Source organism: Streptomyces tendae (assembly GCF_008632955.1).
Classification (GTDB): Bacteria; Actinomycetota; Actinomycetes; order Streptomycetales; family Streptomycetaceae; genus Streptomyces.
On record NZ_CP043959.1, the window covers coordinates 6,219,714 to 6,238,179 of the forward strand.

At 71.7% G+C, this 18,466-nt stretch carries 14 protein-coding genes; 10 read left to right on the forward strand and 4 right to left on the reverse strand.

From position 1 onward, the window contains the following. Positions 1-135 precede the first annotated feature (135 nt). From F3L20_RS28470 to F3L20_RS28490, 5 genes are all read left to right on the forward strand, one after another. Positions 136-897 (forward strand): TIGR03089 family protein, encoded by a 762-nt coding sequence (locus F3L20_RS28470; RefSeq protein ID WP_150156729.1) that lies wholly within the window; start codon positions 136-138, stop codon positions 895-897. Between the two features lie 684 nt (positions 898-1,581). After that, entirely contained in the window at positions 1,582-2,796 is a 1,215-nt protein-coding gene (locus F3L20_RS28475; RefSeq protein WP_150156730.1) for an LCP family protein, read from the forward strand. Between the two features lie 242 nt (positions 2,797-3,038). Then, positions 3,039-4,808, forward strand: coding sequence for an LCP family protein (locus tag F3L20_RS28480; RefSeq protein ID WP_150156731.1), 1,770 nt, complete (start codon positions 3,039-3,041; stop codon positions 4,806-4,808). 77 nt (positions 4,809-4,885) lie between these two features. Then, positions 4,886-6,541, forward strand: a complete 1,656-nt coding sequence (locus F3L20_RS28485) for an LCP family protein (RefSeq protein ID WP_150156732.1) — start codon at positions 4,886-4,888, stop codon at positions 6,539-6,541. A 160-nt stretch (positions 6,542-6,701) separates the two neighbouring features. Continuing rightward, on the forward strand, positions 6,702-8,276 hold the full coding sequence (locus tag F3L20_RS28490) for an LCP family protein (RefSeq protein WP_150156733.1): 1,575 nt from the start codon (positions 6,702-6,704) through the stop codon (positions 8,274-8,276). 57 nt (positions 8,277-8,333) lie between these two features. Here the strand turns inward: F3L20_RS28490 and F3L20_RS28495 are convergent, their stop codons facing one another. Continuing rightward, a complete protein-coding gene (locus tag F3L20_RS28495; protein ID WP_150156734.1) occupies positions 8,334-9,371 on the reverse strand; it encodes a glycosyltransferase family 2 protein in 1,038 nt (345 codons plus the stop codon). A 242-nt stretch (positions 9,372-9,613) separates the two neighbouring features. Between F3L20_RS28495 and F3L20_RS28500 the strand changes: the two genes are divergently transcribed. After that, positions 9,614-10,975 (forward strand): LCP family protein, encoded by a 1,362-nt coding sequence (locus F3L20_RS28500; RefSeq protein ID WP_150157531.1) that lies wholly within the window; start codon positions 9,614-9,616, stop codon positions 10,973-10,975. A 216-nt stretch (positions 10,976-11,191) separates the two neighbouring features. On the opposite strand, the gene F3L20_RS28505 is transcribed toward F3L20_RS28500, so the two are convergent. Continuing rightward, entirely contained in the window at positions 11,192-11,749 is a 558-nt protein-coding gene (locus F3L20_RS28505) for an acyl-CoA thioesterase (protein WP_167534632.1), read from the reverse strand. Between the two features lie 141 nt (positions 11,750-11,890). Here F3L20_RS28505 and F3L20_RS28510 point away from each other — a divergent pair, with 141 nt between their 5' ends. Continuing rightward, positions 11,891-13,153, forward strand: coding sequence for an LCP family protein (locus F3L20_RS28510; RefSeq protein ID WP_150156735.1), 1,263 nt, complete (start codon positions 11,891-11,893; stop codon positions 13,151-13,153). Positions 13,154-13,220: 67 nt separating this feature from the next. Here F3L20_RS28510 and F3L20_RS28515 read toward each other — a convergent pair whose 3' ends face one another. Then, a complete protein-coding gene (locus tag F3L20_RS28515) occupies positions 13,221-13,583 on the reverse strand; it encodes a four-helix bundle copper-binding protein (protein WP_150156736.1) in 363 nt (120 codons plus the stop codon). Positions 13,584-13,763: 180 nt separating this feature from the next. On the opposite strand from F3L20_RS28515, the gene F3L20_RS28520 reads away from it, so the two are divergent. Beyond that, positions 13,764-14,927, forward strand: coding sequence for a phospholipase D-like domain-containing protein (locus tag F3L20_RS28520; protein ID WP_024886473.1), 1,164 nt, complete (start codon positions 13,764-13,766; stop codon positions 14,925-14,927). 64 nt (positions 14,928-14,991) lie between these two features. Further along, positions 14,992-15,636 carry a dihydrofolate reductase family protein gene (locus F3L20_RS28525; RefSeq protein WP_150156737.1) on the forward strand — a complete coding sequence of 215 codons (645 nt, stop codon included), beginning with the start codon at positions 14,992-14,994 and terminating at the stop codon, positions 15,634-15,636. A 90-nt stretch (positions 15,637-15,726) separates the two neighbouring features. Here the strand turns inward: F3L20_RS28525 and F3L20_RS28530 are convergent, their stop codons facing one another. Beyond that, entirely contained in the window at positions 15,727-16,884 is a 1,158-nt protein-coding gene (locus F3L20_RS28530; RefSeq protein WP_150156738.1) for an acyl-CoA dehydrogenase, read from the reverse strand. A gap of 192 nt (positions 16,885-17,076) precedes the next feature. Here F3L20_RS28530 and F3L20_RS28535 point away from each other — a divergent pair, with 192 nt between their 5' ends. After that, positions 17,077-18,420 (forward strand): UDP-glucose dehydrogenase family protein, encoded by a 1,344-nt coding sequence (locus F3L20_RS28535; RefSeq protein ID WP_150156739.1) that lies wholly within the window; start codon positions 17,077-17,079, stop codon positions 18,418-18,420. The last annotated feature ends 46 nt before the right edge of the window (positions 18,421-18,466 follow it).

An 18,466-nucleotide genomic window follows, 5' to 3' on the forward strand; every position in this document is an offset into this window, starting at 1 on the left:
TGAGCTTGGACATAGTCAGACAAATCTGTCCATCGGGCATGTGACGGGCTGTCGGCTGCCGTTCCCCCGAACCGGTGCCCCGCGCCTGGCCCGCGCGGAGGATGCGCGCGGCCGGGGCCGCGTACCCTTGCGCGGGTGAACGCCACCGACCGCACCCCTGCCGACCTGCTGAGTTCCGCGCTCGCCGCGGACCCGGGACGCCCCCTGGTGACCTTCTACGACGACGCCACGGGCGAGCGGGTCGAATTGTCCGTGGCCACCTTCGCCAATTGGGTGGCCAAGACCGCGAACCTGCTCCAGGACGAACTGTCCGTCGAACCCGGCGACCGGGTGACCCTCCTGCTGCCGGCTCACTGGCAGACCGCGGTGTGGCTGCTGGCGTGCGCGTCGGTGGGCGTGGTCGCGGACGTCGCGGGCGATCCGTCCGCCGCGGACGTGGTGGTGAGCGGCCCGGAGCCGGAGACGCTGGAGGCCGCCCGCGCCTGCTCCGGCCCCCGGATCGCGCTGGCGCTGCGGCCGCTCGGCGGGCGCTTCCCGCAGCCGCCGACGGGGTTCGCCGACTACGCCGTGGAGGTGCCGGGCCAGGGCGACCGGTTCGTGCCGTACGCGCCCGTCGACCCGGAGGAGCCGGCGCTGATCGTGGCGGGCCGGGAGTTCACCGGGGCGGAGGTCGTGGAGCGGGCCCGGGCAGAGGCGCCGGAGCTCGGCCTGACCGGCCCCGCCTCGCGCATCCTGTCGGGGCTGCCGTACGACACGTGGGAAGGGCTGAACGCCGGGCTGTACGCACCGCTGGCGACCGGCGGCTCGGTCGTGCTGTGCCGGAACCTGGACCGGCTCGGCGCCGACGCCCTGGACAAGAGGGTGGAGAGCGAACGGGTCACCGCCCTCTTCCGCTGACCCGCCCGCCCCGGGCCGGGCCCCGTCCGACCGGGTCCGGCCCCGCGGCCCCACCACGGACCGGACCCGCCCGACACGGACCGCTCCTCGCCCCCGGACCGGGCCCGCCACCCCACCACGCACCGGGCACTGCCCGACCAGGCCCGGCCCCGCCGCCACCACGGACCGGACCGCCTCCCACCAGATCCGGCCCCGCCACCACGGCCCTGGTCCCACCCGACCCGGCCCTCCTCCAGTCAGATCGGTGCCCGCCCACCGACCGGCCACGGACCGGACCCCGTCCAACCAGGCCCGGCCCCGCCGCCACCACGGACCGGACCCCGTCCGACCAGATCCGGCCCCGCCGCCACGGCCCTACGGCCCACCCGACCACGCCCGGCCCCCCTCCGACCAGAGCCGGGCCCCGCCCACCTCCCCGCCACGGACCGGACCCCGTCCAACCAGGCCCGGCCCCGCCGCCACCACGGACCGGACCGCCTCCCACCAGATCCGGCCCCGCCGCCCGCCACGGACCGGCCCCCCGACCAGGTCCGGCCCGCCGCCACCCACTCCGCCTCACCCGTTCGGCTCAGCATCACCCTTCGCCCCTCCCCCGTTCGCGTCATCGTCGTAAGAAGCGGCACGCAGCACGCACCCGTGCGCCGTCCCGGCCCGTACGTCGCACGCAGGGAGGGGTGACCCGGCATGAGCGACACCGCAGGCACCTCCCCCGAGGGACAGGAACCGCCGGGGCGCACCCCCGGCCGGGGCTCCGGCACCGGCTCCTCGCCGAGCGGGCGCGGTGTGGCCCGCCGGCGCCGGCGGCGCTGGGTGTGGGGCACCGGCATCGCCGTCTCCCTCGCGCTGGTGGGCGCCGCGGCCGCCGGGTGGGCGGTGTACATGAAGCTGGAGGGGAACATCACCCCGGACGAGGCGGCGGCGGCCGAGCTCGCCCGGTACGAGAAGGACCGGCCCACCGCGCTGGTGAAGGACGCCCTGAACCTCCTGCTGATCGGCTCGGACTCGCGCGCGGGCGCGGAGAACGGCCGCTACGGCCACGACCCGGGGACCGAGCGCTCGGACACGGTGATCCTGCTGCACCTGTCGGCGGGCCGGCAGAGCGCCACCGCGGTGTCGATACCGCGGGACCTGATGGTGGACGTGCCCGACTGCCGCCGCCCCGACGGTTCGCGTTCGGCGCCGATGTTCGCGCAGTTCAACGCCGCTTTCGAGGTGGGCGGCTCGGCCTGCACCGTCCGCACCGTCGAGAAGCTCACCGACATCCGCGTGGACCACCACGTCGTCGTCGACTTCGAGGGCTTCAAGGACATGGTCGACGCCGTGGACGGCGTCGAGGTGTGCCTGCGCGAGCCCATAGACGACAAGGACGCCGATCTGCGCCTCCCGGCGGGGCGGGTGACCCTCGACGGGGAACAGGCGCTCGGCTACGTGCGCGCCCGCAAGACGCTCGGGGACGGCAGCGACACCGGCCGCATCGAGCGCCAGCAGCGGTTCCTCGGCGCGCTGGTGAACAAGGTCCGCAGCAACGGCGTCCTGCTGAATCCGGTGAAGCTGTACCCCCTGCTGGACGCGGCCACCTCGTCGCTGACCACGGACCCCGGGCTGGCCAGCTTGCGCGGCTTGTACGAACTCGTACGAGGGGTGCGCGACATCCCCACGGAAGGGGTGCAATTCCTCACCGTGCCGCGGGAGTCGTATGCCGGGGACGTCAATCGGGACCAGCTCGCCCAGCCCGCCGCCGGGGAACTGTTCGAGCGGCTGCGTAAGGACGAACCCGTGAGCGTGAATACGCACGGTGAGCAAAAGGCCACGCAAAAGGAAACGGGGGCGCCGCCGCAGAGCAGTTCCCCGGCACCGACGTTCTCCGGGAACACGGCCGCCGAGGACAGCTGCGCGTAAAAGAAACCCAAAGGGAACTCACAGACTCCGAACTCCTGTCCACGGAAATGGGTGGAATGCCCCTTGTGAGGGCGTGGAATTCGTCACCGACGTCGCCCGGGGCCGATCGGGCCCGTTAGTGTGAGCCCTCCGGTGCGTCCGTTCCTTCAGGTCCGTCCTGAGATCCCGCACTGTGTGACCGAGACCCGAGCGCCTGGGAGGGGAAAGGCGCCGCGTGGCCCCGACGGAGGATTCGAGCGACCGTGGACGCGCAAGGCCGTGGGCGGGGAGAGAACATCGATCCCGCAGACCAGTGGGTACTCAATCCGAGCACCGGCGAATACGAACTGCGACTGGGCCCTTCCGCACCGCAGTCGCCCATTCCCTCTCCGCGTGGGCCACGGCCCCCCGGTGCGGGAAACGCGCGGCCACGTTCGTCGACGCCCGAGCGGGCGCCCGAGCGCCCGGGCCGGCCCTCGCCCGAGCGTGAGACGCCCGGGCGGGACGTGCCGCCGCAGCGCCGGCGCCGGGGTGCGCCGGAGGAGCCGCCGCCCGGCCGCCGCGGTCGCCGCCCGGCGAAGAAGAACAAGAAGGCGAAGAAGGCCCTGCTCTGGGGCAGCGGCACCCTGGCGTTCCTCGTGCTCGGCACGGGCGTGGCCGGTTACCTGTACCTGGAGCACCTGAACGACAACATCACGTCCGTGTCGGACGACGGCGCGAGCACCGGTGGCTTCAAGAAGGACCAGGCCATCAACATCCTGCTGATCGGTACCGACAAGCGCACCGGCGCGGGCAACGAGGGCTACGGCGACAAGGGCAGCGAGGGTCACGCCGACACCACGATCCTGCTGCACGTGTCCAAGGACCGCTCCAACGCGACCGCGCTGAGCATCCCGCGCGACCTGATAGTCGACGTCCCGGACTGCCCGACCGAGCAGGAGGACGGCAGTCAGAAGGTCATCCCCGGCTCCACCGGCGTCCGCTTCAACACCAGCCTCGGCCAGGGCGGCCGTACGCCCAGCTGCACCATGCGGACCGTGACCGAGCTGACCGGTATCAAGCCGGACAACTTCATGGTGGCGGACTTCAACGCGGTCAAGACACTGACCACGGCGGTCGGCGGCGTCGAGGTGTGCCTGGGCAAGGACATCGACGACCCCGACTCGCACCTGAAGCTGCCCAAGGGCACGCACAGGATCGAGGGCGAGCAGGCGCTGGCGTTCGTCCGCACCCGGCACTCGGTGGGTCTGGGCGGCGACCTGAGCCGCATCGAGCTTCAGCAGCAGTTCCTCAGCGCGCTGATGCGCGAGCTGAAGTCGAACGACACGCTCACCAGCCCGTCGAAGATGCTCAAGCTGGCCGAGGCGGGCACCGAGGCGCTCACCGTCGACTCCCAGCTGGACAGCATCAACAAGCTCAAGGACCTCGGCATGGAGCTGGGCAAGCTCAATGTCAAGAACCTGACCTTCGCCACGATCCCGGTGATCGACAACCCGGCGGAGAAGGTGAAGGCGACCGTCGTCCTCAACGAGGCGGAGGCGCCGCAGGTCTTCGACATGATCCGCAACGACGTGTCGTTCACCGAGGTCAAGCAGCAGAAGAAGAAGGAGAAGGCCGCCGTCGCCGCCCGCCTCAAGGGCGAGAAGGCCCCGGCGTCCGAGGTGCGGGTGCGCATCCTCAACGGCGGCGCGCCCTCCGGAAGCGCCCAGTCGACCCTGAGCTGGCTCCAGGTCGAGCAGGGCGTCGGCAAGTCGGAGAACGCGGGCAACGCGCCCGCGGAGCTGGCGAAGACCACCCTCGAGTACGCGCCCGGCCAGGCGGACCAGGCGCGTCGGCTGGCCGACATCATGGGCCTGTCCGGGTCGGCGATGAAGCCGGGCGAGAGCGTCACCAACGCCCAGGGACTGCCCGCGATGACGCTGACCCTCGGCAAGGACTTCAAGGGGGCGGGCGTCAAGGTCAGCGCGCCCACGGCCAAGGTGCCCGACAGCGCCAAGAAGTCCACGGCCGACAAGGTCGTGTGCGCCGAGTAGGCACCTGACGGGCCCGTTTCGCGTCCTAGAGGGCGCGGACGGGCCCGTTCCATGTCCAGGGGTGGGGAGACCTCACGATGACGCGAAGCGATGTGCACGAGGAGGGGGCACGGCCGGACGGTGCCCCGCGCCGGTCCGGCCCGCCGGACGGGGGCCGTTCCGAAGGGCGGCACGCCCCGGAGGACGGCGACGCCCCGGGAAGAGGCCAGGGCAGGCCGCGCGGCGGCCGGGGCCGGCGGGTCCTGCGCTGGTCGGCGACGACCCTGGCGGTGCTGATACTCGGCACGGCCGGCGCCGGTTACCTGTACTACGACCACCTCAACGACAACCTGGTCAAGGGCGAGCGCAGCAGCGGCGACTCCAAGGCCCGGCGCTCCGAGCCCAACGCGGCCGGGCAGACGCCCCTGAACATCCTGCTGATCGGCTCCGACAGCCGCGCCTCCCAGGCCAACGTCGAGCTCGGCGGTGGCCGGGACACCCGCGGCAACCCGCCGCTGGGCGACGTGCAGATGCTGATCCACCTCGCCGCCGACCGCAGGAGCGCGGCCGTGGTGAGCATCCCGCGCGACACCCGGGTCGACATCCCCAAGTGCACCGACCCGGACACCGGGGCGACGTACCCGGCGACCAACGACATCATCAACACCTCGCTCGCCCGCGGCGGTCCGGGCTGCACGCTCGCGACGTGGGAGAACCTCACCGGCGTCTACGTCGACCACTGGATGACCATCGACTTCGCGGGCGTGGTGCGGATGGCCGACGCCGTCGGCGGTGTCGACGTCTGCGTGAACCAGAACGTCTGGGACCGGCCGCTGCCCGGCGTGCCCGGGGGCTCCGGGCTGAAGCTGCGGGCCGGGACGACCAAGGTGGAGGGCGTCGAGGCGCTGCAGTGGCTGCGCACCCGGCACGCCTGGGGCAGCGACATCCTGCGCACCCGGGCGCAGCGCATGTACATGAACTCGATGATCCGCACGCTGCGCGGCCAGAACGTCTTCACCGACACCGGCCGGCTCACCGGCCTCGCCGAGGCGGCCACCAAGTCGCTGCGGGTCTCCGAGGAGATCGGCTCGGTGAAGAAGCTGTACGACCTGGCGATGCAGCTCAGAACGGTGCCGCCGGACCGCATCACCATGACCACGCTGCCCACCGTCGCGGACCCGCAGAACGCCAACCATCTGCTCCCGGCCGGGGAGAGCGCCGAGCGGATGTGGGCCATGCTCCGCGACGACGTGTCCTTCGACAAGAAGGGCGGCAGGACCACGCAGAACGGCGGCGGGAAGGCGTCCCGCCAGGTGCGGACCGCGGACCCCTCCGCCCCGGACGACCGGATCGAGGTGCTGGTGAGCAACGCCACCCGCTCCGCGACCGAGGGCCCGGTCACCGGCCGGGCGGGCGTGATCGCGCAGGAGCTGGCCGCGAAGGGCTTCACCCGGGCCGTGCGGGACACCTCGGCCGCGCTGGCCGAGGAGCGGACCGTGGTGCGCTACCCGAGCGCCGGTCTCCAGGGGGACGCCCAGCGGGTCGCCAAGTCCCTGGGCATCCCTATGACGTCGGTGCGCCGGTCCGCCGACGTCGCGGGCGTCACCGTGGTGGTCGGCGCGGACTGGCGCGAGGGCGACACGTATCCGCGGCAGGAACCACCGAAGGCGGGGGATCTGCCGGCCGACGTCGACTCCCTCAGCGCGGCCGAGAAGGGCGCCTGCATGAACGTCTACGCACCCTACCGCTGGTAACGGGCCGCGGGGTCCGCGGGAACGCCTGATGCCGGCCGTGCCTTGGCGAAATCGAGGGATTTCCCGGGGCAACTGACGGGCCCTTCGTGCGTCTAACAGGACGCAGGGCGGGCCTGCTTGTCGGAGCGAGGTGTTTCCAGGGGTGGGAAGGACGGGGGCAGTGACGCAGAACGTCACGCGGGAGACGGCCGGTGACGAGGGACAGGAACCGGCCACCGACGACGCGCCGCCCGCCGACGACGCGGGCCCCCGTCCGCGGCGCGGCCGCCGGGTCCTGAAGTGGTCGGCCGCGGTCCTCGCGCTGCTGATACTCGCGGCCGGCGGTGCGGGCTACCTGTACTACCGGCAGCTGAACGACAACATCAGGAAGGACCCGCTGAACCTCGGCGACGCCAAGGTCGCGGAGCCGACGCCCAACGCGGCCGGACAGACCCCGCTGAACATCCTGCTCATCGGCAGTGACGCCCGGGACTCCGCGGCCAACCAGAAACTGGGCGGCGCCCGCGAGACGTTCGGCTCGACGCCGCTCGCGGACGTGCAGATGCTGGTGCACCTGTCCGCCGACCGCAGCAACATGTCGGTGATCAGCATGCCGCGCGACACCCTGCTGCACATCCCCAAGTGCACCGACCCGGACGACGGGACGGTGTACCCGGCGAGCGAGGGCCGCCGGATGGCCAACGAGAGCCTCGGGCACGGCGGTCCCGGCTGCACCGTGGCCACCTGGCAGGAGCTCACCGGCATCCACATCGACCACTTCGTCATGGTGGACTTCGCGGGCGTGGTGGCCATGGCGGACGCGGTCGGCGGCGTACCGGTGTGCGTCGACGCCAACATCCACTCGCGTGACAGCCAGGGGCACGGCTCCGGGCTGAAGCTGACGAAGGGCACCCACCCGGTCAAGGGCAAGCAGGCCCTGCAGTGGCTGCGCACCCGGTACGGCTTCGAGGACGGCAGCGATCTCGCCCGCGCCAAGGCCCAGCACATGTACATGAACTCGCTGGCCCGCCGGCTGCGGGAGAACGCCACCCTGAGCAGCCCCAACAACCTGCGCCGGCTGGCCGAGGAGGCCACCCGGGCGCTCACCGTCGACCCCGGCCTCGACACGGTGAAGAAGCTCTACGACCTGAGCACCGAGCTGCGCAAGGTGGAGCCGGCGCGCATCACCATGACCACGATGCCCAACCGGTACGTGGGCGCCCGCGTGGAGCCCACCGAGGACGCCGAGAAGCTGTTCCGGCTGGTGCGCGAGGACATCGCCCTGGACGGCAGGGACGCCAAGCCGAAGCCGGCCGTGGAGAAGCCGCCCGCCGATCCGGCCGCCGACGACGCCGCCATCGCCGTGCAGGTCCGCAACGGCACCCGCACCGACACCCTCGCGCCCGCCTCGGGACGGGCCGGCACCGTCGCGGGGGTGCTGAAGGACAAGGGCTTCGTGCAGGCCGCCGCCGACACCACGAGCGCCTTCAGCGAGGAGCGGACGGTGGTGCGCTACCCGAGCGCCGACCTGGAGGGCGACGCCCGCCGGGTCGCCGCGGTCCTCGGCATCCCCGCGGACGCGGTGGAGCGGTCCACCGACGTGTCCGGTGTGACGCTGCTGGTGGGCGCGGACTGGCGCGAGGGCACGCGGTACGAGGCGCCCGAGGAGGACGACACCACGCCCGAGTCGGCGCAGGCGCTCAACGGGGCCGACGACGAGGCGTGCATGCACGTCGACCCGAACTTCAGCTGGTGACCACGAAGGCCCCTTCCCGGTCGCGGGAAGGGGCCTTCGGTGTGCCGGGTGCGAGCCTCAGGCCGCCTGGGTGTCCGCGTGGACAGCGGGACGCCGGGAGGCGATGACCTTCTTGGCCAGCGAGCGCGGGCTGGTCAGGAAGCCCCAGCCCCACGACATGTGCATGGTGGCCAGCGCCACCGGGATCTGCAGCCGCGCCTTGAGCGACAGGCCCTTGCCGGCGGGTATGGACCCCGCGACGATCGCCGCCAGGTAGCCGCCTGGGACCAGGAAGCCCCACGGGGTGAGCGCCGCGCCCACCACGATCCCGGCCGCGATCACGCACACCGCGGTCGGCGGGGCGAGGTAGCGCAGGTTGATGGACCCGGAGTGGTAGCGGGCCACCACGTGGCGCCAACGGCCGTAGTCCTTGTACTGCTTGGCGAGCGCCCGCACGGACGGGCGGGGCCGGTACGACACCTTCAGCTCGGGCGAGAACCAGATCAGGCCGCCCGCCTCCCGGATGCGGAAGTTCAGCTCCCAGTCCTGGGCGCGGATGAACTCCACGTTGTAGCCGCCCTGCCGCTCCAGCGCCTCGCGCCGGAACACGCCCAGGTAGACGGTCTCGGCGGGGCCCGCCTGGCCGCCGGTGTGGAAGGCGGCGTTGCCCACGCCGATCTTCGAGGTCATCGCGGCGGCGACGGCGCGCTCCCAGTCGTTCTCGCCCTCGGCGTGCATGATGCCGCCCACGTTCTGCGCGCCGGTCTCCTCCAGGAGCCGCACGGCGGTGGCGATGTAGTTCGGGGAGAGCATCCCGTGCCCGTCGACGCGGACCACGACCGGATGGCGCGAGGCCTTGATCGCCGCGTTGAGGGCGGCCGGGGTGCGGCCGGTGGGATTGGGCACGGTGTGCACCCGCGGGTCCTCGGCCACGAGCTCGGCGGCGATCTCGTCCGTGCGGTCCGTGGACGGACCGAGGGCGATCACGACCTCCATCTCGCCGGCGTACTCCTGGGCGAGGATCGCGCGGACGGCGCCGCGCAGATGCCGCTCCTCGTTGAGGACGGGCATGATCACGGAAACGGCGGGGAGCCGCACGTCGGCATTGGCGTTCATAGGAGCCTCACGTTACCGCGAACGGGGGACACCTCTGCGCGTGCCGGGGTGCTGTGCGAAGGGCCGCAGATCGTATCGGCCTACGGTGCTCACGATTCCACGCTCGGCCGTCGTCCGGAGGTGCCCCCTTGCCCACGCCGCCGCGCTCCCCCCGGCCCCGTACGCCCGACCGGCGTCCGGCTCGGCCGCCCCGCCCGGGACCGCGCCCGCCCGCTCCCCCGCGGCGCAGGCCGCGCTGGGTGATGCGGACGGTCACCGCGCTGTCGGTCGTGGTGCTCGCCTCCGCCGGGATCGGGCACGCGCTGCTCAGCGGGCTCGACGACGACATCGCCCGGGTCGACCCGTTCCGCGACATGAAGAACCGCCCGCGGGCCGGTCACGGCATGAACATCCTGCTGGTCGGCACGGACGGGCGGGACAGCGTCGGCAAGGAGGAGCGGGAGAGGTACCGGCTCGGCGGGGCGCCCTGCCACTGCACGGACACGATCATGATCGTGCACATCTCGGAGGACCGGGACCGCGCCAGCGTGGTCAGCCTGCCGCGCGACTCCTACGCCGAGACCCCGCCGCACACCGACCGGGTCAGCGGCAAGCAGCACAAGGGACACCCGCTCAAGCTGAACGCCGCGTACGCGGAGGGCGGGCCGCAGCTGACCGTGCGAACGGTGGAGAAGATGACCCGGGTGAAGATCGACCACTACCTGGAGGTCGACTTCACCAGCTTCATGAAGACCGTCGACGTGGTCGGCGGTGTGGAGATCTGCACCGACCAGCGGCTCAAGGACCGCCAGACCGGCCTCGACCTGCCCGCCGGCCGGCACACCCTCAAGGGCGGCGAGGCCCTGCAGTACGTCCGCGCCCGGCACGTCGACGGCGCCTCCGACCTCAGCAGGATGCGGCGCCAGCAGCAGTTCCTCGCGGCGCTCGTGGACCGGGCCACCTCGTCCGGGATCCTGCTGAACCCGATGCGGTTCCGCGACGTCACCCGCTCCGTGCTGGGGTCGGTCCGCGCGGACGAGGGGTTCGGCACCGGCGAGCTGCTCGACCTGGGCCGGGCGATGCGGAACTTCTCGCCGTCGTCGTCCGAGTTCACGACCGTGCCGGTCGCGACGATGGGGTACGCCGTGAAGGGCGTCGGCTCGACCCTGAAGTGGGACACCGACAAGGCCGAGCACATCTTCGACGCGCTGCGCCGGGACCAGCCGCTGTCGCCCCGCCCCGCGCCCGACGCGGCCCGGAGGGTGCCGGTGGACCCCCGGCAGATCCGGGTGCAGGTCGAGAACGGCACCCGCACACCGGGGCTCGGCCGCCGCGTGGACGCGGCCCTGTCGGCGACCGGCTTCGCCACCACCAAGGCCCCGGTCAACGCGGACCGGCAGGACGTGCGGCGCACGGTCGTCGCCTACGACCCCCGCTGGGACCGCTCCGCGAAGTCCCTCGCGACCGCGCTGCCCGGCAGCGAGCTGCGCGCGGTGAAGGGCCAGGGCGCCACCCTCAAGGTGATCGCGGGCACCGACTTCGAAAAGGTCCAGAAGGTCCGCGCCCAGGACCCGGGCCAGGGCGAACTCGGCGTGGTACGAGGCGACGAGGTCAGCTGCTCCTGAACCCCGCCCACGGGCGGATCCCCTCTTGTGGGCCCGCTTCGGGTGGCGGACAGCACCGGCGGGTTCCGAGCCCCTCGGTCCACGGCCGGCCGGCGGCCCGGTCGCGGCCTGGCGTGCCTGGGTCGGGGTGCGGAGCGGCCCCGGTCGGTTCTCAAGGCGCCGGGCCGGCGAGTCAGGGGCCCCGGCCTCCGGGAGGGCTCGGGCGGGTCGAGGGCGTCAGTCCTCGAAGCCCTCCGCGGCTCGTTTCGCGCGCAGGTCCATGATGGCTCGGCGGCGGGCCAGGCGGTGGGTGCGGCGGATCTGGGCCTCCTGGTAGCGGCGGCGGTCCTGCTCGGTCTCCGGTACGACCGGCGGCACCCGGCGCGGCTTGCCGTCCGCGTCGACGGCCGCGAACACCAGGTAGGCCGAGCCGACCTGCGTGGCCGGCGCCGACTCGTTCCAGCGCTCCGCCAGCACCCGCACGCCGACCTCCATCGAGGTCCGCCCGGTCCAGTTGACCTGGGCCTTCACATGGACCAGATCACCGACGCGGACCGGCTCGAGGAACGCCATCTCGTCCATGGACGCGGTCACGGCCGGCCCCCCGGAGTGCCGGCCGGCGACGGCGCCCGCCGCGTCGTCGACCAGTTTCATGATCACCCCGCCGTGCACGGTGCCCAGAAGATTGGTGTCGTTGTGCGTCATGATGTGGCTGAGCGTGGTGCGGGACGCCGAGACGGGCTTGCCCGGGATTTCCGGACTGTCCGTCGGCACGGCAGGGGCCTGGTCTGTCATGGCCTCCACCTTATGCGCTGGTGACAACCGGCTTGTACGGCGGTGACAGGGGCCCGTTTTGTGTCAGCTTCGCAACAGCGGTGCCCTGATTTTCCGACGACCCTTGTATGGCCCACCACCCGGACCTGCACACTGTCTCCCATGAATGACTGGCCCGAGGCATGGTCCGACGACAACCGCGGCGGCCGCTACGGACGCGGGAGCGGGAGCGCACAGCCCGAGGGTGCCCGTGTCATGCGGCAGGTCCGCCGCGGACAGCCGGCCCCTCCCGGGCAGAGCGCCTACGGCGGCGTGCCGCAGCAGCCCGGTTACGTCGACGGGAGCGGACACGGCGGCGGCTACGACAGCGGCTACAACACCGGCCAGGTCTACGGCGGCGCCGGCGGACACGGCGGCGGTGACGGCTACGGCCCGCAGCGCCCCGCCCCGGACTGGCGCCGTCGTGTCAAGTGGACGGCGATCACCCTGGTGACCGTGCTGTTCGTCACGACCGTCGCGACCTACTTCTGGGCCGACTCCAAGCTCAACCGCGAGGTCGACCTGTCGAAGGTGATCGAGCGGCCCGAGAAGGGCGCGGGCACCAACTACCTCATCGTCGGCTCCGACAGCCGCGAGGGGCTGACCGCCGAGGACAAGAAGAAGCTGCACACCGGCTCCGCCGACGGCAAGCGCACGGACTCGGTGATGATCCTTCACACCGGGGACAACGGCCCGACCCTGATATCCCTCCCCCGGGACTCGAACGTGGAGATCCCCACCTTCAAGGGCTCCGAGTCGGGCAAGACCTACCCCGGGACCGGCCGGCAGGTGAAGCTGAACGCCGCCTACGCCGAGGACGGCCCCGAGCTGCTGGTCCGCACGGTCGAGTTCAACACCGGACTGCACATCGACCACTACGTGGAGATCGGCTTCGGCGGCTTCGCGAACATCGTGGACGCGGTCGGCGGCGTGGAGATCGACATCCCGCAGGACATCAAGGACACCAAGTCGGGCGCCGACCTCAAGAAGGGCAAGCAGACCCTGAACGGCGAGGAGGCGCTCGCCTTCGTCCGCACCCGCTACGCCCTGGCCGGCTCCGACCTGGACCGCACCAAGAACCAGCAGAAGTTCCTGTCCGCCCTGGCCAACCAGGTGGCGACCCCGGGCACCGTGCTCAACCCCTTCAAGCTCTACCCGACCATGGGGGCGGGCCTGGACTCTCTGATCGTCGACAAGGACATGGGCCTGTTCGACCTGGCCGACATGTTCTGGTCGATGAAGGGCGTCAGCGGTGGTGACGGCACGTCGATGAACATGCCGATCTCCGGCTCCACCGGCGGCAACCTGCTGTGGGACAAGGAGAAGGTGAAGCAGCTGGTCAACCAGCTGAACAACGACGAGAAGGTCACCGTCAAGGGCAACTGACGCCCCGAACGGCACCGTACGAGGGCACCCCCGCGGGGGTGCCCTCGCGCACGTCCGGCGCGGCCGGTCACATCGGGGCGCCCGCCATCGCGCGGCACGTCTCGGAGCAGCGGCGGCAGGACTCCGCGCACCGCGTCATCCGCTCGTCGTCCGGCATCGACATGCACGCCTCGGCGCACAGGTCGCAGGCCTGCGCGCACATCATGCACATCTCGTTCGCCAGCGGCGAGCGGCGCATCATCATGTCCGCGCACATGCGGGTCATCTCCGAGCAGTCCAGGAGCGCCCGCATGATCCGCGTCCGGGCGTCGCCGCCCGTCTGCAGACACGCGCTCATGGTCTCCTCGCACACGCCGTGGCACTCCATGCACGCCTGGACGCAGTCCTGCATCTCCTTGCTCAGCGGTTCGACGGTCTGCTGCTGGGTCATGGTTCCTCCCAGGGGACGGCGCGGGCCGGCGCTCGGCCCCCGCACCTCCCGTCCTACGCCCCTGTGGCCATGACCACCACGCGGCGCTGCTTGACCGCACCGGGAGCGGCAACAAGGAGGGGTGGCGCCCCTGACCACGGCGCCGAGGGGGCGGTCGCAGGACACACAGGGGAGAGGGACGTGACACCACAGACGGAGCGGAAGAGGCTGCGCAGACGGCTGGAACGGCTCATCGGCATCGCGGCCACCGAGGGCAACGAGCTCGTGCCGCTGCGCAACGGCGACGAGATCTTCCCCGCGATGCTGGCGGCCATCCGCGCCGCGGAGCACACGGTCGACATGATGACCTTCGTCTACTGGCGGGGTGACATAGCGCGGGAGTTCGCCGAGGCCCTGGCGGACCGGGCCCGCGCGGGGGTGCGGGTACGGCTGCTGCTGGACGGCTTCGGCGCCAAGGAGATCGAGCCGGGGCTGCTGGAGGCCATGGCGGACGCGGGCGTCCACGTGGCCTGGTTCCGCAAGCCCACCCGGCTGTCGCCGATGCGGCAGAACCACCGCTGCCACCGCAAGGTTCTGGTCACCGACGAGCACACCGCCTTCACCGGCGGCGTCGGCATCGCCCGCGAGTGGTGCGGCAACGCCCGTAACCCCGACGAGTGGCGGGACACCCATGTGCAGGTCAGGGGCCCGGCCGTGGACGGCATCGCCGCGGCCTTCGCGCAGAACTGGGCGGAGTGCCACGACGAGCTGTACGACGAGCACGACCGCTTCACCTCGCAGGAGCAGCCGGGCAACGCCACGGTGCAGGTGGTGCGGGGTTCGGCCAGCTTCGGCTGGCAGGACATGCAGACGCTGCTGCGGGTGGTGATCACCTCGGCGCGGGAGCGGTTCCGGCTGTCCACGGCGTACTTCGCGCCCGACGCGTACTTCATCGACCTGCTGGCCGCCGCCGCCCGCCGGGGCGTGCGGGTGGAGATCCTGCTGCCCGGGCCGCACACCGACCAGCGCGCCTGTCTGCTGGCCGGGCGGCAGCACTACCAGACGCTGGTGGACGCGGGCGTGGAGGTGCGGGAGTACCAGCCGACCATGCTCCACACGAAGATCATCACGGTGGACGGAGTCTGCTCCCTGATCGGCTCCACCAACTTCAACCGCCGCTCCCTGGAGCACGACGAGGAGGTCATGCTGGCCGTCCTCGACGAGGACTTCACCGCGGCGCTCGACGCCGATTTCGACGCCGACCGCAAGCAGAGCGAGCCGATCGACGCGGAGCGCTGGCGGCGCCGTCCGCTGCCCGCGCGTCTGGCCGAGGCGGCGGTCACCCCGATCCGGCGTTTCCTGTGAGCCGGCGGCGATGAGTTCTCTCCTGATGGGGAGTCCTCACACTGTCACCTAGTGAGGAGAGACAGTGCCACAGCTGCTGAGAGTGCAGAACTTCAACGTCTCGAGCGACGGGGTCGGCGCGGGCGAGGACCAGACCCTGGAGCGGCCCTTCGGCCACGTGGACCCCGGCACGCTCTTCGCCTGGGCCGGCGCGACCGCGAGCTGGCCGAACCGCACCGAACCCGGCGGGACCCGGGGCGTCGACGACTACTTCACCCGGGACTTCGCGAACAACATCGGCGCGGAGATCATGGGGCGCAACAAGTTCGGGCCCCAGCGGGGTCCCTGGCAGGACCACGAGTGGAAGGGCTGGTGGGGGGACGAGCCGCCGTTCCACACGCCGGTGTTCGTGATGACCCACCACCCGCGTCCGTCCGTCACGCTCTCCGACACCACGTTCCACTTCGTCGAGGGCGACCCCAGGACGGTGCTGGAGCTGGCGCGGGAAGCGGCGGACGGCAAGGACGTGCGGCTCGGCGGCGGGGTGAGCACCGTACGGCAGTTCCTGGACGCCGATCTGGTGGACACCCTGCACGTGGCGGTGTCGCCGATGAAGATCGGTTCCGGGCTGCGCCTGTGGGACTCCCCCGACGAGCTGCTCGACCGGTTCCATCTGGAGGTCGTGCCGAGCCCGAGCGGGGTGGCGCACCACCTGTTCTGGCGCAAGTGACGGCCGCTGCGGCCCGGATCGTGCCGAGGGCCCGCACGGCGAAGGAGGGTGCCCGTCGCCGGACACCCTCCCGAGGCTCTGCTTCCGCCGTTACGGCAGGTTGCGCGCCATCACGATGCGCTGCACCTGGTTGGTGCCCTCGTAGATCTGCGTGATCTTGGCGTCGCGCATCATGCGCTCGACCGGGTAGTCGCGGGTGTAGCCGTAGCCGCCGAGGAGCTGGACGGCGTCGGTGGTGACCTCCATGGCGACGTCCGAGGCGAAGCACTTGGCGGCGGCGCCCTGGAAGGTCAGGTCGCTGTCGCCCCGCTCGGACTTCGCGGCGGCCGCGTAGGTGAGCTGGCGGGCGGCCTCGATCTTCATGGCCATGTCGGCGAGCATGAACTGCACGCCCTGGAAGTCGCCGATCGGCTTGCCGAACTGCTTGCGCTCCTGGACGTAGCCCTTGGCGTAGTCGAGGGCGCCCTGGGCGATGCCGAGGGCCTGGGCCGCGATGGTGATGCGGGTGTGGTCCAGGGTCTTCATCGCGGTGGCGAAGCCGGTGCCCTCCTCGCCGATCATGCGGTCGGCGGGGATGCGGACGTTGTCCAGGTACACCTCGCGGGTGGGCGAGCCCTTGATGCCGAGCTTCTTCTCCGGGGCACCGAAGGAGACACCCTCGTCGGACTTCTCCACGACGAAGGCGGAGATGCCCTTGGAGCGCTTGGCCGGGTCGGTGACGGCCATCACCGTGTAGAACTCGGACTCGCCGGCGTTGGTGATCCAGCGCTTCACGCCGTTGAGGATCCAGTGGTCGCCGTCGCGCACGGCCTTGGTCTTCATGCCGGCCGCGTCGGAACCGGCGTCCGGCTCGGAGAGGCAGTACGAGAACATCGCGTCGCCCTTGGCGAGCGGGCCCATGTACTTCTTCTTCAGCTCCTCGGAGCCGGAGAGGATGACGGGCAGCGAGCCCAGCTTGTTCACCGCGGGGATGAGGGAGGAGGACGCGCAGACGCGAGCCACCTCCTCGATCACGATGACCGTGGCGAGGGCGTCGGCGCCGGCGCCGCCGTACTCCTCGGGGACGTGGACGGCGTGCAGGTCGTTCGCGACGAGCGCGTCGAGGGCCTCGCGGGGGAAGCGGGCCTCCTCGTCCACCGCGGCGGCGTGCGGCGCGATCTTCGCCTCGGCCAGCGAGCGGACGGCGTCACGGAGCATGTCGTGCTCCTCGGACGGGCGGTACAGGTCGAAGTCAGCCGATCCGGCCAAGGTCTCTCACGCTCCAAAACACTGCGATGCTGATCACGCTAACTACCGTTAAGTAACTCAAATGTTAGCCCTCCCCCCTGGCCGTGAACAGGTGAGCTGGACGACAGCGGTGGGACCGCCGGGCGGGGAGCGCGCAGGCACCCCGGATATGCTCGGGCGCGCACGTGCCTGCCGCAGACCCCTGGAGCACCCATGGCCCTCAAGATCACCGTGATCGGCACCGGTTATCTCGGCGCGACCCACGCGGCGGCCATGGCCGAGCTGGGGTTCGAGGTGATGGGCCTCGACGTGGTGCCGGAGAAGATCGACAAGCTGCGCCGCGGCGAGGTCCCGATGTACGAGCCGGGACTCGAGGAGCTGCTGCGCCGGCACGTGGCCGGGATCGAGGGCTCGACCGGCCGGCTGCGGTTCACCATGGACTGGGCCGAGCTGGGCGAGTTCGGCGACATCCACTTCATCTGCGTGAACACCCCGCAGCGGCACGGCGAGTACGCCTGCGACATGTCGTACGTCGACTCGGCGATCGCCTCGCTCGCCCCGCATCTGAAGGGTCCCGCGCTGGTCGTGGGCAAGTCGACGGTTCCCGTCGGTTCGGCCGACCGGCTGGCCGCCTACCTCGCCGAGCACGCGCCGGCCGGGGCGGACGCCGAGCTGGCCTGGAACCCGGAGTTCCTGCGGGAGGGCTTCGCGGTGCAGGACACCCTGCACCCGGACCGGATCGTGGTGGGCGTACGCAGCGAGCGCTCGGAGAAGCTGCTGCGCGAGGTGTACTCGACGCCGGTCGAGGAGGGCTCGCCGTTCGTGGTGACGGACTTCCCGACGGCGGAGCTGGTGAAGACCTCCGCGAACTCCTTCCTGGCCACCAAGATCTCGTTCATCAACGCGATGGCGGAGCTGTGCGAGGCCACCGGCGGTGACGTCGCCAAGCTGGCGGAGGCGATCGGCCACGACGACCGGATCGGCCGGAAGTTCCTGCGGGCCGGGATCGGCTTCGGCGGCGGCTGCCTGCCGAAGGACATCCGCGCGTTCATGGCGCGCGCCGGTGAGCTGGGCGCGGACCAGGCGCTGACGTTCCTGCGGGAGATCGACTCGATCAACATGCGCCAGCGCGGCCGGATGGTGGAGCTGACCCGGCAGGCGCTGGGCGGCGGGGCGTTTCTGGGCAAGCGGGTGGCGGTGCTGGGAGCGACGTTCAAGCCGGACTCGGACGACGTGCGCGACTCGCCGGCGCTGAACGTGGCCGGGCAGATCCATCTGCAGGGCGGCCAGGTCACGGTGTACGACCCGAAGGGCATGGAGAACGCCCGCAGCCTGTTCCCGACGCTGGGGTACGCCGGCTCGGCGCTGGAGGCGGTCCGCGGTGCGCACGTCGTGCTGCACCTGACGGAGTGGCAGGAGTTCCGCGAGCTGGACCCGGCGGAGCTGGGCGAGGTCGTGGCCGACCGGCTGGTGCTCGACGGGCGCAACGCCCTGGACCCGGAGGCCTGGCGGCGGGCGGGCTGGCGCTACCGGGCGATGGGACGCCCCGGCGCCTGACCGGAGACCGGACACAGGTGACGCCGGTTCGGCCGAGGCTCAGTCG